This window comes from Mycolicibacterium fluoranthenivorans, from assembly GCF_011758805.1.
GTDB classification, from domain to species: Bacteria; Actinomycetota; Actinomycetes; order Mycobacteriales; family Mycobacteriaceae; genus Mycobacterium; species Mycobacterium fluoranthenivorans.
The window spans coordinates 188,884-206,831 of record NZ_JAANOW010000001.1; the positions used below are offsets into that span (position 1 = coordinate 188,884).

Sequence of the window (17,948 nt, forward strand, 5' to 3'; positions counted from 1 at the left end):
GGGTATGGACTACTGCCTGGCCGACGGTGACGGCGGCGCGACGATGTTCACCGGGGAACCCGTCGTCGATGTGGACGGCGACGGGATAGTCGATGGCATCGGCCTGGATCTCGACGGCGACGGCGGTATCGACGATGCGCTGGCCGACCTGGACCATGACGGACTCGCCGACCACGCTGTCCACGATGTGGGCGCGGCCGCAACGCTTTTCACCGACGACGGTTCGGGCGCATGGGCGGTCGCAGTCGACGGGGCCGGGCGGGTGCGGTGGTTCGGTCTGGACGGGGTGGAACAGACGGGCGGCCCGCTGGTCGACTTCGACGCCGACGGACAGGCCGATGACCGGCTGCTGGACACCGATGCCGACGGCCTGGCCGACCGGGTGCTCGCCGGCGAGGTGGCCTATGCCGACCGCGACGCCGACGGGCAGTGGGATGTGAAACTCACCGACAGCGACGGCGATGGGGCGGCGGATTCGGCCAGTGAGATCTGAGGCGTACTCAGCCGCGCCCGGCGCCCGGCGGGCCGGCGAATGCCTGGGCGATGGTCAGCCAGGTGGTGGCCTCGTCGCCCACGGCCGTCACGTCCAGATCGGCGGGCGCGCGGCGCTGGGTGACCAGCATGCAGAAGTCCTCGGCCGACCCGGTCACCGACTGGGCGGCGTCGTCGGGCCCCCAGGACCACGAATCCCCGTCGGGCGCTTGAAGTTTCACGTGAAACGGGGCAGCTGGCGGGGTCAGCCCGTGCACGCTGAAGGCGAAGTCACGGGTGCGTACCCCGATGTGGGCGATCGAGCGCAGCCGTGCCGTCGGCTCCCTGCGGACGCCGAGGGCGTCGGCGACGTCGAGCCCGTGCGCCCAGGTCTCCATCAGCCGGGCGGTGGCCATCGAGGCGGCGCTCATCGGCGGTCCGAACCACGGCAGCTTGCGGCCGTCCTCGACCTTCAGCAAGGCCTCGTGCAGCCGGGTCCGGTCGGCGCGCCACCCGGCCAGCAGGTCGGCCGGGGCGGTGGTGGCCAACCGCTCGGCGGCCGCGTCGACGAAGCCGAGCGGATCTTTTGCCGCCTCGGCGAGCACCTCGGTGAAGGCGGCTTCGTCGGTGACCGCCTGCAGTGAGGTCCGGTCGGTCCACCACAGGTGCGCGATCTGATGGGCGATGGTCCAGCCGGGGGAGGGGGTCTGGGTGTGCCAGCCCTGCGCGGGCAGTTCGGCCACCAGTGCGTCGAGCACATCGCTCTCGGCCCGCAGATCGGCGACGATCGGTGCTGCTCCAGCCATGGGGTGGACTCTAGCCGCGGTCCTCCGCCGGGCCGACCCGCCTACCCAGCCACGCGTGCAGCGCGAGCCCGGCGAGGTAGAGCCCGGCGCCGGCCAGCACCAGCGGTGCCGATCGACCGTCGACGGGGATGACGGCCGCCGCGGCTGCCACCGCCACCACGAACGAGACCCAGAACAGGGCGTCCTGCACGGTGAACACATGCCCGCGCAGGGCGTCGTCGACGTCGATCTGCATGGCGCTGTCGGCGCACAGCTTCACCACCTGCCCGGCGGCGCCCAGGATGAACCCGCACCCGATCATCACCGGCAGCGCCAGGGTGACCGCGCACAACTGGACCACGACCGCCAGTGCCAGCGCGCCGTTGGCCGCGCGATAGCGGCCCCAGCGGCCGACCACCGCGGGGGTCAGGAGGGTCGCCAGCAAGGCCCCGATACCCGCGGCGCCGACGAACACCACCGTGGTGCCCAGTCCGATACCGGCGACGTCCCTGTCACCGACATGGCGCACGATCACGAGCACGAGCAGGGTGTTGATGCCGAAGGCCATCCGGTGCGCGGCCAGGCCGCTGAGCGTGGCGGCCACCGTCGGCACCGCGGCCACGGTTTTGGCCCCGTGCAACCAGCCGGTGAACACCGCGTAGGCCACCGTCCCGTGTACCGCGCGGGCAGTGTCGTCGGGGCCGAGGACGTGCGGGGGAAACCGCACCGAGAGCAACAGCGCCCCGGCCACCGGTATCGCGGCCAGGAAGATCACCGCCGACGCGCCGACATCGTCGGCGCCGAGCAACGAGCGTGGCGCCAACATGAAGATGGCGCCGAGGAAGGCGGCCACCGAGGCGGTGGCGGTGGCCACCGAGTTCATCGCGACGACCTTGTCGCGCGGTACCACGTGCGGCAGGGCGGCCGACAGCCCGGACGAGACGAAGCGGGTGAACCCGTTGACGATCAGCGCACCGGACAGCAGCACCAGATCGTCGGCACTGAACGCCAGTGCGGCGCCGACCACCAGCACCATCGCCAACCGGCCGACGTTCGCGCCGACCAGCACCAACCGGCGATCCCACCGGTCCAGCAGCGGACCCGCGAACGGACCGAGCAAGGAATACGGCAGGAACGTCACGGCGAAGGACAGCGCGATCTCTGTCGGTGTGGCCGCGCGTTCGGTACCGAACAGGATGGCGCCGGCCAGTCCCGCCTGGAACAGCCCGTCACCGAACTGACTGGTGGCCCGCAACTCGAGCAGCCGACGGAATTCTGGCATACCTCGGATCGCCTGCCAGCCGGTGTCAGGTGGGCGGGTGTCCGTCATGTGGTGTCAGATCCTGTCCGGGCCGGGACCGTGCGATCCGCACCCAGAATCCACACTACAAATATCCCGGCGGGCCGTGCTCGTTCGTCACCGCGCGCGGTCGCTGGTGCGATGATGAACGGGTGGCGCACTCAGAGGATCCGGAGGATTACACGGCTCCGACGGCACCTCGTGTGCGCGCCGGAACGCTGCTGCTGGCCGAGACGGATCTGCTCGAGCCGACGTTCCGGCGCAGCGTCATCTACATCGTCGAGCACAACGAGGGCGGCACGCTCGGGGTGGTGCTCAACCGGCCCAGCGAGACCGCGGTCTACAACGTGCTGCCGCAGTGGGCGAAGCTCGCACTCAAACCCAAGACGATGTTCATCGGCGGCCCCGTGAAGCGGGATTCCGCGCTGTGCCTGGCCACGCTGCGGGCCGGGATGAGCGCGGCCGAGGTGCCCGGGCTGCGCCACGTGCAGGGCCGGGTGGTGATGGTGGACCTGGATGCCGATCCGGATGCGATCGCCCCCGTCGTCGAGGGAGTCCGGATCTTTGCGGGGTACTCCGGCTGGACGATCGGTCAGCTCGAGGGCGAGATCGAACGGGACGACTGGATCGTGCTGTCGGCGCTGCCGACGGATATCCACGTCGAGCCGAAGGTCGATCTGTGGGCCCGGGTCCTGCGTCGCCAGCCGCTACCGCTGTCGATGCTTGCGACGCACCCGATCGATATCAGCCGGAACTGACTCAGCTGCAGGACAGGGTGCAGGAGGCGCACGATCCCGCGCACCCGGCCGAGCCGTCGACGCCCGAGCGTGCCCGGGCGAGTTCCTCGGCGGCCTCGGCCCTGGCCACCAGCTTCGCGTTCTGCCAGCATCCGGCGGCGACCGTGCCGACCGCACCCACGACACACACCATCAGTACGAGGAACGCCATCGTGCCGGGCTTGGCCAGTGCCACCACACCACCGGTGGCGAGCATGGCCGCCGCCGCGAACTGAGTGGGTGCGACGGCCCGCAGGATCTGGCGGACGGGATCGTCCGAATGCGGACGGCTCAGCGTCCAGCCGGCGACGGCAGCGGTGGCAGCCGCGGCACACAGACACAACACGGCGGCGACGAGCATGCCCCCCAGGATACGAGGCGGGCGTGACCCGTCAGCCGGGGAGGCCCAGAGCCAGCGGCGCGACGGCTCCGGTGGCCGCGGGAGCGGCAGGTGCCGCCGGTGCGGGAGCCACCGGTGCGGCAGGTGTGGCGGCTGCACCCGGGACGGCCAGGGCGGCGGCGGGGGCGGCGGGCGCAGGGGCCGGTACGGCACCGGGCGGCAGCACCTTGAACCCGTTGATGATCGCGTCGGTGGCCTCGCCGGAGGCGACCGAGACGCTGGCCCCGGTGGTCACCGCGAGCGACACCAGGTAGCGGTCCGGGCCGGCCGTCGCGATCAGGTTGTGCCGTGACGTGTTGAGCGTCATGTTGTTCTCGCGGTAGGTGCCCTCGATCCACGAGGTCGGCACATCGTTGATGACGGAGATGCGGCCGTCGGTGGGCCGCCAGGCGGTGAGCTGCTGGCTGTCGACGAAACCGTGCCGGATGGCTTCGCGGGGGTCGAAGTCGCCGACGAGCTTGTAGATGACCACCTGGGCGTTGGAGGTGTACAGGCCGTCACCGCCGACCCGGTCGGCGATCACGGCGAAGGCGTCGGGCACGTTCGGGTCGGGGACCTGCGACCAGCCGGTCGGCATCGGCAGCACGATGTGCAGGGCCGTGAAATCGCGGGGATTCTGCGGCTCCAGCGTGACGCCCTTGGCCTTGAGGAAATCCTTGATGGTGCCCGAGTTGTCGGGATTCAGCGGGATGGTGACCGGCTGGGCCATGGTGGCGGTCGCGGTCGCGACCGGGGCCACCGAGACGCCCGGCGTGGCCGGCGCGGCCAGTCCGGCGGCGGGTGGAACCGCGGCGGGGGCTGCGGGGGCGGTGGCGGGCACGCCCGCGGCCTGTGCGGGCACCAGCGGGTTCGCGTTCGGGGTGACGGTGACCGTCTGGGTGACGGTGGCGGGTGCGGGCAGCGCCGGTTGTGGGGCCAGGGGCTCGGCACCGGCGACATTGCCGGCCAGCCCGACCACGCCGGCCACACCGGCCGCGGTTCCAGCGATCAGAATCCGCCAGCGGTGCGAAGTCTGATGGACGGCCCCGCCGTCGCCAATTTTCCTCATCTGACGTCGGTCCTTCCAGATCGTTCCCCAAGTCAGGGGCCGACTGTATCCGCGCCCGGTGCGTGGTCACCAGGGCCGGAACCGAGCTGCAACCGTGTGCTGACCGCTCTGCAACGGAACCTTTACCAACCCGTGGCCGAAGCCACCTCGAGCGGCGCTTATACCCTGTTTGGCGTGACAGACGCCCCGGCGGACACCGACGCCTCCCCTGATGCCGACGCTCCGAGCCATCGCTACAACGCGCAACTGGCCGGTGCGATAGAGGCCGACTGGCAGGAGCGGTGGAACGTGCTCGGCACGTTCAACGTGCCGAACCCGGTCGGTTCGCTCGCGCCCGCCGACGGCGGATCCGTGCCCGCGGACAAGATGTTCGTCCAGGACATGTTCCCGTACCCGTCCGGTGACGGGCTGCATGTGGGGCATCCGCTCGGCTATATCGCCACCGACGTGTACGCGCGCTACTTCCGGATGACCGGGCGCAACGTGCTGCACGCTCTGGGGTTCGACGCCTTCGGTCTGCCCGCCGAGCAGTACGCGGTACAGACCGGCACGCATCCGCGCACCCGCACCGAGGCGAATATCGTCAACTTCCGGCGCCAGTTGGGCCGGCTGGGTCTGGGCCACGACACCCGGCGCAGTTTCTCCACCACCGATGTGGACTTCTACAAGTGGACGCAGTGGATCTTTCTGCAGATCTACAACGCCTGGTTCGACCCTGCCCTCAACCGCGCCCGCCCCATCGCCGAACTGATCGCCGAATACTCCTCGGGGGCCCGCCCGGTGCCCGACGGCCGGGACTGGGCGACGCTGTCGGCCGGCGAGCGCGCCGATCTGGTCGACGGTCACCGCCTGGTCTACCGCGCCGACTCGATGGTCAACTGGTGCCCCGGGCTGGGCACCGTGCTGGCCAACGAAGAGGTGACCTCCGACGGCCGCAGCGACCGCGGCAACTTCCCCGTGTTCCGGAAACGCTTGCGGCAGTGGATGATGCGGATCACCGCCTACTCCGACCGGCTGCTCGACGATCTGGACCACCTGGACTGGCCGGACAAGGTCAAGGCCATGCAACGCAACTGGATCGGCCGGTCCACGGGCGCCAGCGCGTTGTTCGGCACTGACGCCGGCGACGTCGAGGTGTTCACCACCCGGCCCGACACGCTGTTCGGCGCGACGTATCTGGTGCTGGCCCCCGAACACGATCTGGTCGACGTGCTGACGGCGGGCAGTTGGCCGGCCGGAGTCGACGAGCGCTGGACCTACGGCGCGGCCACCCCGACGGAGGCGGTGGCGGCCTACCGCGCGGCCATCGCGGCCAAATCGGACCTGGAGCGCCAGGAGAACAAGTCGAAGACCGGGGTGTTCCTGGGCGCCTACGCCACCAATCCGGTGAACGGACAACAGGTTCCGGTCTTCATCGCCGACTACGTGCTGGCCGGCTACGGCACCGGCGCCATCATGGCGGTGCCCGGTCACGACCAGCGGGACTGGGAGTTCGCCACCGAATTCGGTTTGCCGATCGTGGAAGTCATTGCCGGCGGCGATGTTTCGGAGCAGGCGTATACCGGCGACGGAGAACTGGTCAACAGCGACTACCTCAACGCGCTGAGCGTCGCGGACGCCAAGGATGTGGTGGTGTCCCGGCTGGAGGCCGACGGCCGCGGCCGCGCGCGCGTCGAATTCAAGCTGCGGGACTGGCTGTTCGCCCGCCAGCGCTATTGGGGTGAGCCGTTCCCGATCGTCTACGACGCCGACGGCCGGGCGCACCCGCTGCCGGAATCTGTGCTCCCCGTGGAACTTCCGGACATCCCGGACTATGCGCCGGTGTCCTTCGACCCGGATGACGCGGACAGCGAGCCGTCGCCGCCGCTGGGCAAGGCCACCGAATGGGTGCACGTCGAACTCGATCTGGGCGATGGGCTGCAGTCCTACACCCGGGACACCAACGTCATGCCGCAGTGGGCGGGCAGCTCCTGGTACGAGCTGCGCTACACCGACCCGCAGAACCCGGACGAGCTGTGCGCCAAGGAGAACGAGGCCTACTGGATGGGCCCGCGGCCCGAGATCCACGGCCCGCATGACCCGGGCGGCGTGGACCTCTACGTCGGCGGCGTCGAGCACGCGGTGCTGCACCTGCTGTACTCACGGTTCTGGCACAAGGTGCTCTTCGACCTGGGGCACGTCAGCTCGAGTGAGCCCTACCGCCGTCTGATCAACCAGGGCTACATCCAGGCCTTCGCCTACACCGACGCGCGCGGCAGCTATGTGCCCGCCGCCGAAGTCGTGGAACGCGACGGGAAATTCTGGTTCGAGGGCCAGCAGGTCAACCAGGAGTTCGGCAAGATCGGCAAGAGCCTGAAGAACTCCGTCTCGCCGGATGAGATCTGCGACGCGTACGGCGCGGACACCCTGCGCGTCTACGAGATGTCGATGGGACCACTGGAGGCGTCGCGGCCCTGGGCCACCAAGGATGTCGTCGGTGCGCACCGCTTCCTGCAGCGGGTGTGGCGCGCGGTGGTCGACGAGACCACCGGCGCCGAACGGGTCGCCGAGCATGAGGCACTGTCCGACGACACGCTTCGCGCCCTGCACAAGACCATCGCCGGGGTGGCCGAAGACTATGCGGCACTGCGGAACAACACCGCCGCGGCCAAGCTCATCGAGTACACCAACCACCTGACCAAGGAAGGGGTGACGGCCCGCGCGGCGGTCGAGCCGCTGGTGCTGATGGTCGCCCCGCTGGCACCGCACCTGGCCGAGGAACTGTGGCGCCGCCTGGGCCACGAGACCCCGCTGGCGCACGGCCCGTTCCCGGTCGCCGACGAGCGCTATCTGGTGGACGACACCGTCGAACTGCCGGTTCAGGTGAACGGCAAGCTGCGCGGCAAGATCACGGTGCCGGCCGATGCGGACAAGGCGGCCCTGGAGGCCGCGGCGCTGGCCGACGAGAAGGTGCTGGCATTCCTCGACGGGGCCACCCCGAAGAAGGTCATCGTGGTGCCGGGCAAGCTGGTCAACCTCGTCGTCTGAGGGGAACCCCCGAGCGGTGGGGCATGGTCCCCACCGTTCGGTTAGTTTCCGCTGCCGATGAGCACGTATTCGCCTTTTCGCATATCGGCGCGCGGATACTGGGCTCCAGGACCGCGCGATGTCGGCGGAAATCCCGTCTGAGAGAACGACATACGGTGATCGCGGTCCGGGTTGGAGTGCGCGATGAGTGATAACCGGATCGTCGTCTACAAGGGTCCCGGCAAGGTGGCCGTCGAGACACTGCCGTACCCGAAACTCGAGGTGCCCGCCGAGGTCGCCGAGGCGATGGGGATGAGCCGCAAGGCCGACCACGGCGTCATCCTCAAGTGCGTGTCGACGAACATCTGCGGGTCGGATCAGCACATGGTGCGCGGACGGACCACGGCGCCGATCGGCCAGACCCTGGGCCACGAGATCACCGGCGAGATCGTCGAGAAAGGTTCGGACGTCCAGTTCCTGGAAGTCGGGGACATCTGCTCGGTGCCGTTCAACATCGCCTGCGGGCGCTGCCGGAACTGTCGCGAGGGGCAGACCGGGATCTGCCTGAACGTCAACCCCGCCCGCGCGGGCTCGGCCTACGGCTACGTCGACATGGGTGGCTGGCTCGGCGGCCAGGCCGACTACGTCATGGTGCCGTTCGCCGACTTCAACCTGCTGAAGTTCCCCGACCGTGATGCCGCGCTGGCCAAGATCCGCGATCTCACGATGCTGTCGGACATCTTCCCCACCGGCTATCACGGCGCCAAGACCGCGGGCGTCACCACGGGGTCGACGGTGTACGTCGCCGGCGCGGGGCCGGTCGGTCTGGCCGCGGCGTACTCGGCACATCTGCTGGGTGCGGCCGTGGTGATCGTCGGTGACCTGAACGCCGAGCGCCTCAAGCAGGCCGAATCATTCGGTTGCGAGACCATCGACATCAGCGCCGACGCCACGCTGGAAGACCAGATCGCCGACATCCTGCACACCAATGAGGTCGACTGTGCCGTCGACGCAGTGGGATTCGAGGCCAGCGGGCACGGCCACGGGGCCGGGGAGCAACCCGCGGCGGTCCTGAACTCGATCATGAGCGCCACCCGGGCCGGTGGATCGCTCGGAATCCCGGGCCTCTACGTCACCGGTGATCCGGGCGGGACGGATGACGACGCCAAGCACGGCACGCTGAAGGTCCGCCTGGGGCTGGGCTGGGCGAAGAGCCACAGCTTCTACACCGGGCAGTGCCCGGTGCTGAAGTACAACCGCGGCCTGATGATGAGCATCCTGCACGACAAGGCCCATATCGCCGATGCGGTGAACGCGACCGTGATCGGGCTGGAGGACGCCCCGGAAGGCTATGCCGCGTTCGACTCAGGCGTGGCGCAGAAGTTCGTGCTGGACCCGCACGGCATGGTCCCGGCCTGAGGTCAGCGGGGGCGGACGACGATCTCGTGCACGTGGCCATCCTCCGGGGTGGCCACGGCATGGGCGACGATCTCGGCGACGGTTTCCGGGCGCAGGAACCGCGCCGGGTCGTAGTCCTTCTCCCCGCCCGATTCATAGGCGACCAGATCGCGCTGCATCTCCGAATCGGTGCGGCCCGGGAACACCGAGGTCACCCGCAGCGATGGTTCGTCGGCACGGAGCGAATCGGCGAACGCCCGCAGCGCGAACTTGCTCGCCGAATAGGACGCCATACCTGCGGATACGGTGCGGCCGGCACCGGAATTGATGAACACCACCTGCCCGCGGGCGGCCCGCAGCTGGGGCAGCAGCGCCAGGGTGAGCGCCACCGCACCGGTCACGTTCACCTCGAAGCTGGCCCGCCACTGCTCGGCCGAGGATTCCCCGACCCGCCCCGGGTAGAGCACGCCGGCGTTGTGGACCAGCACGTCGAGCTCGCTGAGCACCTCCGTGGCGGCCTCGATCGAGTCGGGGTCGGTGAGCTCCAGCGGCCAGGTCGGGGCACCGAGACGTTCGGCGAGCGCATCGAGCCGGGCCGAGGGCCGGCCGGCCAACAGCAGGGTGTGGGTGGGGGCGAGCGCGGCGGCGATGGCGGAGCCGATGCCGCCGGCGGCGCCCGTGATCAATGCGGTCGGCACCAGTCGAGGGTACCGATCGCGACGTGCCAATCTGCAGAATGACGTCCGGCGTCGCATGATTGATGCGATGCCCCCCGATCCGAGCTTCGCCCCCACGCAACTCGCCGCCCGCGCGGCCTATCTGCTGCGCGGCAATGACCTCGGCGTGATGACCACCGCGGCACCGCTGCTGTACCCGCACATGTGGAGCTGGGACGCCGCCTTCGTCGCGATCGGTCTGGCGCCGCTGAGCGTCGAGCGGGCCGTCGTCGAACTCGACACTCTGCTGTCCGCACAGTGGCGCAACGGCATGATCCCGCACATCGTGTTCGCCAACGGGGTGGACGGCTACTTCCCGGGCCCGGCCCGGTGGGCCACCTCGGCGCTGGCCGCCAACGCCCCCCGCACCAGGCACACCTCCGGCATCACCCAGCCGCCGGTGCACGCCATCGCCGTGCAGCGGATCCTGGACCGCGCCAAGACCAGGGGCCGCTCCACCCGGGCCGTCGCCGAGGCGTTCCTGGACCGGCGCTGGGCCGATCTGGTGCGCTGGCACCGGTGGCTGGCCGAGAGCCGCGATCAGCAGGGCCACGGCCGCGTCACGCTCTACCATGGCTGGGAATCCGGCATGGACAACTCGCCACGCTGGGACAGTGCGTACGCCAACGTGATTCCGGGCAACGTGCCGGAATACCAGCGCGAGGACAACAAGATCAACACCGACTCGACACAGCGTCCGTCGGATCTGGAGTACGACCGCTACCTGTGGCTGCTCGAGGAGATGAAGTCGGCGCGTTACGACGACGAGCTGCTGCCCAAGGTGATGAGTTTCGCTGTCGAGGACGTCTTCGTCTCGGCGGTCTTCTCGGTGGCCTGCACCGTGCTGGCCGAGATCGGTGAGGACTACAAGCGACCGCACGCCGATGTCCGCGACCTGTACGCCTGGGCCGACCGGTTCCGCGCCGGTGTGATCGAGACTGCCGATGAACGATCCGGTGCGGCAAGGGATTTCGATCTCAGGTCGGAGAAGTGGGTGGCCACCGAGACGGTCGCGCAGTTCTCCCCGCTGCTGTGCGGCGGGCTGCCGCACGACAAGGAGCGGGCCCTGCTCAAACTGCTGGAAGGCCCGCGGTTCTGCGGGCATCCGGACCTGAAGTACTCGCTGATCCCGTCCACCTCGCCGGTATCGCGGGACTTCCGGCCGCGGGAGTACTGGCGTGGCCCGGTGTGGCCGGTGATGACATGGCTGTTCTCGTGGTGTTTCGCCCGGCGGGGCTGGGCCGAGCGGTCGTCGGTGTTGCGCCGGGAAGGGTTGCGCCAGGCCAGCGATGGCACGTTCGCCGAGTATTACGAACCGTTCACCGGCGAGCCGCTCGGCAGCATGCAGCAGTCCTGGACCGCTGCCGCGGTACTCGACTGGTTGGGCTAGTTGGACTTCTCGGTCGGGGGTTGATCGCCCAGCCGATCCAGGGAGCCGAGCGCGGCGGCCAGCGTGCGCTGGTCGTCCTCGCTGAGCTTGGCCAACATCTCGGCCAGGAACGTGCGCCGGGCCTCCAGTGCCTCGCGGTGCTGGACGAGGCCGCGCGGGGTGACCTCGACCAGGACCGCACGCAGGTCCGACGGGTCGCGGGAACGCTTGACCAGCCCGAGCTTTTCCAGGCGGCGGATGGCGACGGTGGTGGTGGGTGTGCGGACGCGCTCATGGGCGGCCAGTTCGGTCATCCGGATGGGCCCGCAGTCCAGCAGAGTCAGCAGGATCGACAGCTGGGCCAGCGTGAGGTCACCGGCCTGGCTCTTGTTGGTGGTGTCACCGCGACGCAGCACGGAGAACAGCTTGGAAAGCACCCGCTGGAGCTCCCCGGCCAGCTCAGCGACCTGCGGTTCGGTCTCGACCATAATTCGCTAGTCTAACCTGTCTGTTCCTGCCGGGTCGGCTCCGTGACGAAGTTTCCCGTCACGCGGACCTCACAGTACCTGCGACAGGAAACGGCGTAACCGTTCCGTTTCGGCCGCCTCGAAAATCTGCTCCGGCGGACCGGATTCGACGACCTTGCCGTGATCCATGAACACGACGGTGTCGGCGGTGGACCGCGCGAAGCTCATCTCGTGGGTGACCATGACCATGGTCATCCCGCCCGAGCCGAGTTCGGCGATCAATTCCAGGATGCCCTTGACCAGTTCGGGATCCAGCGCAGAGGTCGCTTCGTCGAAGAACATCACCTGTGGCGACATCGCCAGTGCCCGCGCGATGGCAACCCGCTGCTGCTGGCCACCGGACAGCGTGGCCGGCCGGACATCGGCCTTGTGCCGCAGACCAACCCGGTCCAGCTGGGCCAGGCCGACCTCGCGCGCCGCCTCGACGGACATGCCCTTGAGCTTGCGCGGCGCCAGCGTCACGTTGTCCAGCACGGTGCGGTGCGGAAACAGGTTGAATTGCTGGAACACCATGCCGATCCGCTGGCGCAGCACATCGGGGTTGTCCTTGAGCACCGAACGGCCGTCGAGCAGGATGTCACCGCGGTCGGGTTCGTAGAGCCGGTTCAGGGTGCGCAGCAGCGTCGATTTCCCCGAGCCCGACGGCCCGATGATCGCGGCGGTGCTGCCGGCGGGTACCTGGACGTCCACCCCGCGCAGCACCTTGTTCGGCCCGAACGAGAGGTGAATGTCCTTGGCTGCCAAGGAAACCGCAACTTTCCCCGTCGCTTCGCTCGCCCCTGGGTCGGCCATCAGATCATCTCCTCTTGCACCGGGGCCGGCTGGCGGCCGGTGCGCAGGCGCTCGTCGATGACGTTCACCAAATGGGTCAACGGGACGGTCAGCAGCAGGTAGAACAAGCCGGCCGCCACCAGGGGGGACAGGTTACCGGTTTGGGCGTTGAGGTCACGTCCCACCTGGAAGAGCTCCCGCTGGTTGGCGACCAGGCCGAGGAAGTACACCAGCGAGGACGCCTTCAGCAGCGAGATGAACTGGTTCACCAGCGCGGGCAGCACGCGGCGCACCCCCTGGGGCACCACCACCAGCCGCATCGACGAGCGGTAGCTGAAGCCCAGTGCGCGCGAGGCTTCCAACTGTCCGGCCTCCACGCTCTGGATGCCGGACCGGAAGATCTCGCCGACATAGGCCGCCGACATCAACCCGAGCGCGGCGATCCCGAGCGGGTAGGGGTTGTTCCCGGTCAGGCCGCCCACGATGGGTCCGATACCCAACCCGATGACCAGGATGATCACCACCTCGGGCAGGCCGCGGAAGATATCGGTGTACACCCGCGCCGGCCAGCGCAGCCACCTCGAGCGCGAGATGCCCGCGATGGCCAGCACCAGACCGAGGATCACCCCGATGACGGCGGCGCCGGCGGTGAGGATCAACGTGTTCGGCAGCCCGGTCTTGAACAGGTCGGGGATGGCTTGCCGGTAGAGGTCCCAGTCCAGGAACGCCGCACCCAATTGGGCCAGGGTGGATTTGGGCGCGGCGCCGCCCGCGGCGGGTGCGCCCGCGTGTTGGGCCGCGATGGCCGCGAAGTCCGGAAGTTGCGGCACCGGAGCGGCTTTCGAGCCCGGCTTCCAACCCGGCGGCAACGCGCGGGGCACCCAGTCGGCGTACAGCCGAGCCCAGGTGCCGTCGGCGATCACCGCATCCAGCCCCGAGTTGAGCGCGTCGATGAGCGCCTTGTTCTCTTTCGCGACGGCCCAGGCGACGAAATTGTCCAGGCTGAAGGTGTTTTCGACGATGACGGCCAGATCGCCCGGCTGCACGGTGCCGACCGCCTGCTGCGACGGCGCGACCCACGCGTCGATCTGACGGGTCTTCAGGCTGGCGTAGACGGTGTTGTAATCGGGGAACTTCACCGGATCCAGGTGCAGGGTGTCCACCACATAGGCTTCCTGCACGGTGCCCTGGACGACGCCGATCCGCTGCCCTTTGGCCAGTTGCGAGAACCCGGCGATGGGCGACCCGGACGGCACGACCAGCGAGAAGTAGCCGAAGTCATAGCCATTGGTGAAGCCGACGGTCTTGCGCCGCGCGTCGGTGGTGGTGATCGAGGACGACCCGACGTCGAAACGGCGGGAGGCGACCTGGGCGAGCAGGCCGGAGAAGTCGGTGCCGACGAAGTTGATCTTCAGGCCGATCCGGTCGGCGACGGCGCGCAGCAGTTCGTTGTCGAATCCGGTGAACTGGCCGGCGGAGTTGATGCAGATGCTCGGTGGTGCATCGGACAGGGTGCCCACGGTGAGCACCCCGGGGACGCCGAGTCCCAGCGTCTTGATGTCGATGCTCTGCAGCGGTTCGACGCCGGCGGTGGTGTACCTGTCGGCGTCGGGACCCTTGGCGGCGGCCGCCAGGTTCGTCGGGAGGGCACTGGCACTGTCGACGCCGGGCGGGGCGCACTGGTCGGCGTGCGCGGGTGCGGCCAACGCCAGCGCACCGGCCATCATGGCGATCAGCACGCAGAGCACCGCCCGGCCGACGCGGTTCGGAACAGACGTCATCGTGGCAACGTAACCGGTGCGCGGCGGAAGGCGGCGAGTTCGGCTCATTCGGAATCCCGGTGCACGCCGCGGGACGGTATCAGCGGTGCGAGGACGCCGCGGCGCACCAGCTCGGCGAGCATGACCCGGCCCATGTGGGCCGCGCCCCTCTCACACGCGGCGCGCGCGGCATCGGGGTCCCCGACGGCGATGGCGTTCGTCTCGGCCACGTAGTGCGCCAACAGCACCGGCCCGACGTGTTGGTGGTCGGCCCAGAACGCCCGGGGGATGAAGGTCTGCGCCGCACCGATCGCGGCCTGTAACCGCGGTCCGGCATGGTGCTCGACCAGCAGCTGCCGGTACTCCCACGCGATGTCGTGGAAGTTCTCGCTGCGCAGCGCGCCGACGAGGTCCTTGAGCCGTCCGATGGTCTCGGTGCTCGCCTCGGCGGCCGCACCCGCCGACACGAGACCGTTGAGCACCCCGTACAGGTGGTAGTGCTCCAGCAGCACGCGCGCGTCGAAACGCGCGATGAACGCGCCGCGGTGATAGCGGGTGGCCACGACACCGTCGTGCTCGAGCTGTGCGACGGCCTCCTGGACCGGGACCCGGCTCATCCCCAGCGCAGCGGCAAGTTCGTTGCGGTCCAACCGGTCTCCGGAACGGAGCTTGCCGGTCAGAATCAGCTGCGCGACGTGGGCGACCACCTGGTCACGTTCGTTGACGCCGTACCGCTTGGGCATGTCACCGGCGGCTGTCGCGCCACCGGACCAGTTCTTCGGCCGCCGAAAGGTCGTAATCCGGGCCGTTCACCCCGACTGTCAGCAGTGAAACACCCAGTGCGGTCACCGCTTCGGCGTTGGCGATCAGGCCGTCGCCACTGCGGTCGACGCCGGCCGACCGCTCGATGGCGGCCGGGTCGCGTCCGGCGTCGGCGCAATGCCGGTCCAGCACGGCGGCCTTGTCCGGGTAGGTCTCGGCGGTGGTGAATCCATGCCAGATGTGCGCGTACTGGGCGACCAGTTTGAGCGTCTTACGTTCACCTTGACCGCCGATGAGGATGGGGATCTCGCGCACCGGCTGCGGGTTGAGTTTGCCCAGCCGGGAAGTGATCCGCGGCATGGCCGCGGCCAGGTCGTCGAGTCTGCTTCCGACGGTGCCGAATTCGTAGCCGTACTCGTCGTAATCCTTCTCCTTCCAGCCCGACCCGATGCCCAGGATCAACCGGCCGTCGGAGATGTTGTCGACGGTGCGGGCCATATCGGCGAGCAGCTCGGGATTGCGGTAGGAGTTACAGCTGACCAGCGCGCCGATCTCGATCCGCGAGGTCTGCTCGGCCCAGGCCCCCAGCATGGTCCAGCATTCGTAATGCGCACCGTCGGGATCGCCGTAGAGCGGGAAGAAGTGATCCCAGTTGAACGCGATGTCCACGCCGAGGTCTTCACAGCGGCGCAGGGCGTCGCGGAGATGACCGTAGTTGGGGGAGTGCTGGGGCTGCAGCTGAACGCCGATACGAGTCATAGGGACCAACGGTAGCGCTACAGCCCGATCGCGCCACCGTCCCGCCATACCGCGACCACCGCCGGCCGGGCCGGCGCGGTGCCGCCGTCGGGCCAGTGCGACAGCGGGTTGTCCAGGCTGTGATCGTCGCCCTCGCCGGGATGCTGCACGCTGACGGTGATCAGGTCGTCGGTGACGACGGGTCCGCAGGTTTCCGCACCGATCGGCACCGTCAGGAACTGTTTGGTCTCGCCGCGTCGGTTTCCGTCCAGGGCCACCGCGAACAGCCCGTCGTTGGACTTCAGCGCGTTCCCGTCGGTGGAGATCCACAGATTGCCGTGCCCGTCGAAGGCGACGTTGTCGGGGCAGGAGATCGGACTCACCTTGGTCTTGTCGAAACCACCGAAGTAGGTGTCGGCCGCGGCCGGGTCGCCGCACACCAGCAGCAGGTCCCAGGTGAAGGAGGTACCGCCGTGGTCGTCGGTGATCTCCAGGATCTGACCGTTCTTGTTCTCGTTGCGCGGGTTGGCCGCATCCGGTGTGGCCTTGCCCTCGGCGCCGCGTTTGTCGTTGTTGGTCAGCGCGACGTAGAGCTTGCCGGTCTTGGGGTTGGCCTCGAAATCCTCCGGGCGGTCCATCTTGGTGGCGCCGGCCTTGTCGGCGGCCAGCCGGGTGAACACGGCGACGTCCTGCGCCGAGAAGCCTTCGACCAGGGACTCGGCCTTACCGGCGGGCCCGGAGTGCAGCAACGGGATCCAGGTCCCGGTGCCGGCGAACGCGCCCGCGGCGGGCAGCTTGCCGCTGCCGTCGATCTCGGTGGCCGGGATGTCGCTGGACAGTTTCGCCACGTACAGCGTGCCCTCGTCGAGCAGCGTCATGTTGTGCGCAAAATCACCGGGCTGGATCAACTTGTCCGACACGAACTTGTACATGTAGTCGAAGCGCTCGTCATCACCGGTGTACACCACGACGGTGCCGTCGCCGGTGACGTAGACATTGGCCGCCTCGTGTTTGAAGCGACCCAGCGCCGAGTGTTTGACCGGGACCGACGCCGGATCCCACGGGTTGATCTCGATCACGTAGCCGAACCGGTTCACCTCCTGCGGTGTCTCGGCCAGGTCGAAGCGCGGATCGAAGTTCTCCCACTTGAGTTCCGACGGCTCGGTGAGCACGCCGTAGCGCTTGTACCGGGCCGGGTCGGCGGGTGCCGTGCCTTCGGCCGCGCCGAAATAGGTGTGGAAGTTCTCTTCGCCGGAAAGGACGGTGCCCCACGGGGTCACCCCACCCGAGCAGTTGGCGAAGGTACCGATCACAGTGCGCCCGGCCGGGTCCGCGGCGGTCCGCACGGCGGGTGATCCGGCCGCGGGCCCGGTCAGGGCGAACGGTGTGTCGGCGGTGATGCGGCGGTTGTAGCGGCCCATGACGGGGCGTAGCCCACCCTGCGGGCTGCGCTGCACCTCGACGACGGACAGGCCGACCGCGCCGGTCTCGATGTCGAACTGCTCGCGGGTCGGCGCGTCGGCGTCGTAGCCGTGGAACATGAACTGCGGGCTGACGTATTCGTGATTGCTCACCAGCAGGTAATGCCCGGCGACACCCTCGACCGGCAGCAGCGCGGCGAAGTCGTTGTTGAACCCGAACTGTGCGCGCTGCGCGGCGCCGGTCTGGCGCGTGATGTCGAACACCGGCGCGCCCGGCAGGACCGGGTCACCCCAGGCGATCACCACACGCTGCTGGTAGCCGTCGGGGACCACGACGGCGTCCTCGGTATTGGGTGCGACGCTCTCGAAGCGCATCCCGGGCAGCGGTTCGCCGGCTGCCGCCGTGGAAGACGAAGGTGCGGTGGATGTTTCGCCGGCACAGGCGGCGAGTGCCGATCCGGCTCCGACGGCCAGCACCGCGACGCCGGTCGCGCGCAGCACCGACCGCCGCGACATCGCCGCCACGATATCGCCGAAGTAGGCGTTGTCACTGGTGTTGGGGGCGGGCCTGGAACAGGCGTCCCCGCACCGATTTCGGCAGGTCACATGCTGGCGCGACGACCGACCCTGGTGCGCGACAAAGAGATTCAGCGGTACGAGCGACATGGGTGCACAGGTCCTTCCCCCGGATTCCGGTCGC

General features: G+C 69.0%; 16 protein-coding genes. 5 read left to right on the forward strand and 11 right to left on the reverse strand.

Going from position 1 to position 17,948, the window contains the following annotated elements:
- Positions 1–4 precede the first annotated feature (4 nt).
- A complete protein-coding gene (locus tag FHU31_RS00960; RefSeq protein WP_167154751.1) occupies positions 5–493 on the forward strand; it encodes a pullulanase in 489 nt (162 codons plus the stop codon).
- Between the two features lie 7 nt (positions 494–500).
- Here FHU31_RS00960 and FHU31_RS00965 read toward each other — a convergent pair whose 3' ends face one another.
- Together FHU31_RS00965 and FHU31_RS00970 are read right to left on the reverse strand one after the other, a co-directional pair.
- Positions 501–1,277, reverse strand: a complete 777-nt coding sequence (locus FHU31_RS00965) for a TIGR03084 family metal-binding protein (protein ID WP_167154754.1) — start codon at positions 1,275–1,277, stop codon at positions 501–503.
- A 10-nt stretch (positions 1,278–1,287) separates the two neighbouring features.
- On the reverse strand, positions 1,288–2,586 hold the full coding sequence (locus FHU31_RS00970; protein WP_167154757.1) for an MFS transporter: 1,299 nt from the start codon (positions 2,584–2,586) through the stop codon (positions 1,288–1,290).
- Positions 2,587–2,708: 122 nt separating this feature from the next.
- On the opposite strand from FHU31_RS00970, the gene FHU31_RS00975 reads away from it, so the two are divergent.
- The gene (locus tag FHU31_RS00975; RefSeq protein ID WP_090359505.1) at positions 2,709–3,314 is read left to right on the forward strand and encodes a YqgE/AlgH family protein; all 606 of its coding nucleotides are present in this window, start codon (positions 2,709–2,711) and stop codon (positions 3,312–3,314) included.
- A gap of 1 nt (position 3,315) precedes the next feature.
- Here FHU31_RS00975 and FHU31_RS00980 read toward each other — a convergent pair whose 3' ends face one another.
- Entirely contained in the window at positions 3,316–3,693 is a 378-nt protein-coding gene (locus FHU31_RS00980; RefSeq protein ID WP_167154760.1) for a hypothetical protein, read from the reverse strand.
- A gap of 31 nt (positions 3,694–3,724) precedes the next feature.
- Positions 3,725–4,780, reverse strand: a complete 1,056-nt coding sequence (locus FHU31_RS00985) for an LpqN/LpqT family lipoprotein (RefSeq protein WP_167154764.1) — start codon at positions 4,778–4,780, stop codon at positions 3,725–3,727.
- A 174-nt stretch (positions 4,781–4,954) separates the two neighbouring features.
- Between FHU31_RS00985 and leuS the strand changes: the two genes are divergently transcribed.
- Together leuS and fdhA are read left to right on the forward strand one after the other, a co-directional pair.
- Positions 4,955–7,807 carry a leucine--tRNA ligase gene (gene leuS / locus FHU31_RS00990; protein ID WP_167154767.1) on the forward strand — a complete coding sequence of 951 codons (2,853 nt, stop codon included), beginning with the start codon at positions 4,955–4,957 and terminating at the stop codon, positions 7,805–7,807.
- A 183-nt stretch (positions 7,808–7,990) separates the two neighbouring features.
- Positions 7,991–9,205: a formaldehyde dehydrogenase, glutathione-independent gene (gene fdhA / locus FHU31_RS00995; protein WP_090359499.1), complete on the forward strand. Its 1,215-nt coding sequence runs from the start codon at positions 7,991–7,993 to the stop codon at positions 9,203–9,205.
- Between the two features lie 2 nt (positions 9,206–9,207).
- Here fdhA and FHU31_RS01000 read toward each other — a convergent pair whose 3' ends face one another.
- Positions 9,208–9,882, reverse strand: a complete 675-nt coding sequence (locus FHU31_RS01000) for an SDR family oxidoreductase (RefSeq protein WP_167154770.1) — start codon at positions 9,880–9,882, stop codon at positions 9,208–9,210.
- Between the two features lie 67 nt (positions 9,883–9,949).
- On the opposite strand from FHU31_RS01000, the gene ggh reads away from it, so the two are divergent.
- Positions 9,950–11,290: a glucosylglycerate hydrolase gene (ggh, locus tag FHU31_RS01005; protein ID WP_090359495.1), complete on the forward strand. Its 1,341-nt coding sequence runs from the start codon at positions 9,950–9,952 to the stop codon at positions 11,288–11,290.
- Here ggh and FHU31_RS01010 read toward each other — a convergent pair.
- From FHU31_RS01010 to FHU31_RS01035, 6 genes are all read right to left on the reverse strand, one after another.
- On the reverse strand, positions 11,287–11,757 hold the full coding sequence (locus FHU31_RS01010; RefSeq protein WP_090359493.1) for a MarR family winged helix-turn-helix transcriptional regulator: 471 nt from the start codon (positions 11,755–11,757) through the stop codon (positions 11,287–11,289). The genes ggh and FHU31_RS01010 overlap by 4 nt on opposite strands.
- A 69-nt stretch (positions 11,758–11,826) precedes the next feature.
- Positions 11,827–12,588 (reverse strand): amino acid ABC transporter ATP-binding protein, encoded by a 762-nt coding sequence (locus FHU31_RS01015; protein ID WP_167154773.1) that lies wholly within the window; start codon positions 12,586–12,588, stop codon positions 11,827–11,829.
- Complete coding sequence (locus tag FHU31_RS01020) at positions 12,588–14,294, reverse strand: ABC transporter substrate-binding protein/permease (RefSeq protein WP_234901233.1); 1,707 nt, start codon at positions 14,292–14,294, stop codon at positions 12,588–12,590. Before FHU31_RS01020 ends, FHU31_RS01015 begins: the two co-directional genes overlap by 1 nt.
- Before the next feature lie 98 nt (positions 14,295–14,392).
- Complete coding sequence (locus FHU31_RS01025) at positions 14,393–15,070, reverse strand: GntR family transcriptional regulator (RefSeq protein ID WP_167154779.1); 678 nt, start codon at positions 15,068–15,070, stop codon at positions 14,393–14,395.
- 1 nt (position 15,071) lies between these two features.
- Positions 15,072–15,848, reverse strand: a complete 777-nt coding sequence (locus FHU31_RS01030) for an LLM class F420-dependent oxidoreductase (protein ID WP_090359487.1) — start codon at positions 15,846–15,848, stop codon at positions 15,072–15,074.
- Positions 15,849–15,865: 17 nt separating this feature from the next.
- Positions 15,866–17,914: a PhoX family protein gene (locus tag FHU31_RS01035; RefSeq protein ID WP_167154782.1), complete on the reverse strand. Its 2,049-nt coding sequence runs from the start codon at positions 17,912–17,914 to the stop codon at positions 15,866–15,868.
- Positions 17,915–17,948: the final 34 nt, after the last annotated feature.

Excerpts from the sequence above, each read along its gene's own strand:
- FHU31_RS00960 (WP_167154751.1), top strand. The coding sequence starts at position 5 with ATGGACTACTGCCTGGCCGACGGTGACGGCGGCGCGACGATGTTCACC.
- FHU31_RS00965 (WP_167154754.1), bottom strand. The coding sequence starts at position 1,277 with ATGGCTGGAGCAGCACCGATCGTCGCCGATCTGCGGGCCGAGAGCGAT.
- FHU31_RS00970 (WP_167154757.1), bottom strand. The coding sequence starts at position 2,586 with ATGACGGACACCCGCCCACCTGACACCGGCTGGCAGGCGATCCGAGGT.
- FHU31_RS00980 (WP_167154760.1), bottom strand. The coding sequence starts at position 3,693 with ATGCTCGTCGCCGCCGTGTTGTGTCTGTGTGCCGCGGCTGCCACCGCT.
- FHU31_RS00985 (WP_167154764.1), bottom strand. The coding sequence starts at position 4,780 with ATGAGGAAAATTGGCGACGGCGGGGCCGTCCATCAGACTTCGCACCGC.
- fdhA (WP_090359499.1), top strand. The coding sequence starts at position 7,991 with ATGAGTGATAACCGGATCGTCGTCTACAAGGGTCCCGGCAAGGTGGCC.
- ggh (WP_090359495.1), top strand. The coding sequence starts at position 9,950 with ATGCCCCCCGATCCGAGCTTCGCCCCCACGCAACTCGCCGCCCGCGCG.
- FHU31_RS01010 (WP_090359493.1), bottom strand. The coding sequence starts at position 11,757 with ATGGTCGAGACCGAACCGCAGGTCGCTGAGCTGGCCGGGGAGCTCCAG.
- FHU31_RS01015 (WP_167154773.1), bottom strand. The coding sequence starts at position 12,588 with ATGGCCGACCCAGGGGCGAGCGAAGCGACGGGGAAAGTTGCGGTTTCC.
- FHU31_RS01020 (WP_234901233.1), bottom strand. The coding sequence starts at position 14,294 with ATGATGGCCGGTGCGCTGGCGTTGGCCGCACCCGCGCACGCCGACCAG.
- FHU31_RS01025 (WP_167154779.1), bottom strand. The coding sequence starts at position 15,070 with ATGCCCAAGCGGTACGGCGTCAACGAACGTGACCAGGTGGTCGCCCAC.
- FHU31_RS01030 (WP_090359487.1), bottom strand. The coding sequence starts at position 15,848 with ATGACTCGTATCGGCGTTCAGCTGCAGCCCCAGCACTCCCCCAACTAC.
- FHU31_RS01035 (WP_167154782.1), bottom strand. The coding sequence starts at position 17,914 with ATGTCGCTCGTACCGCTGAATCTCTTTGTCGCGCACCAGGGTCGGTCG.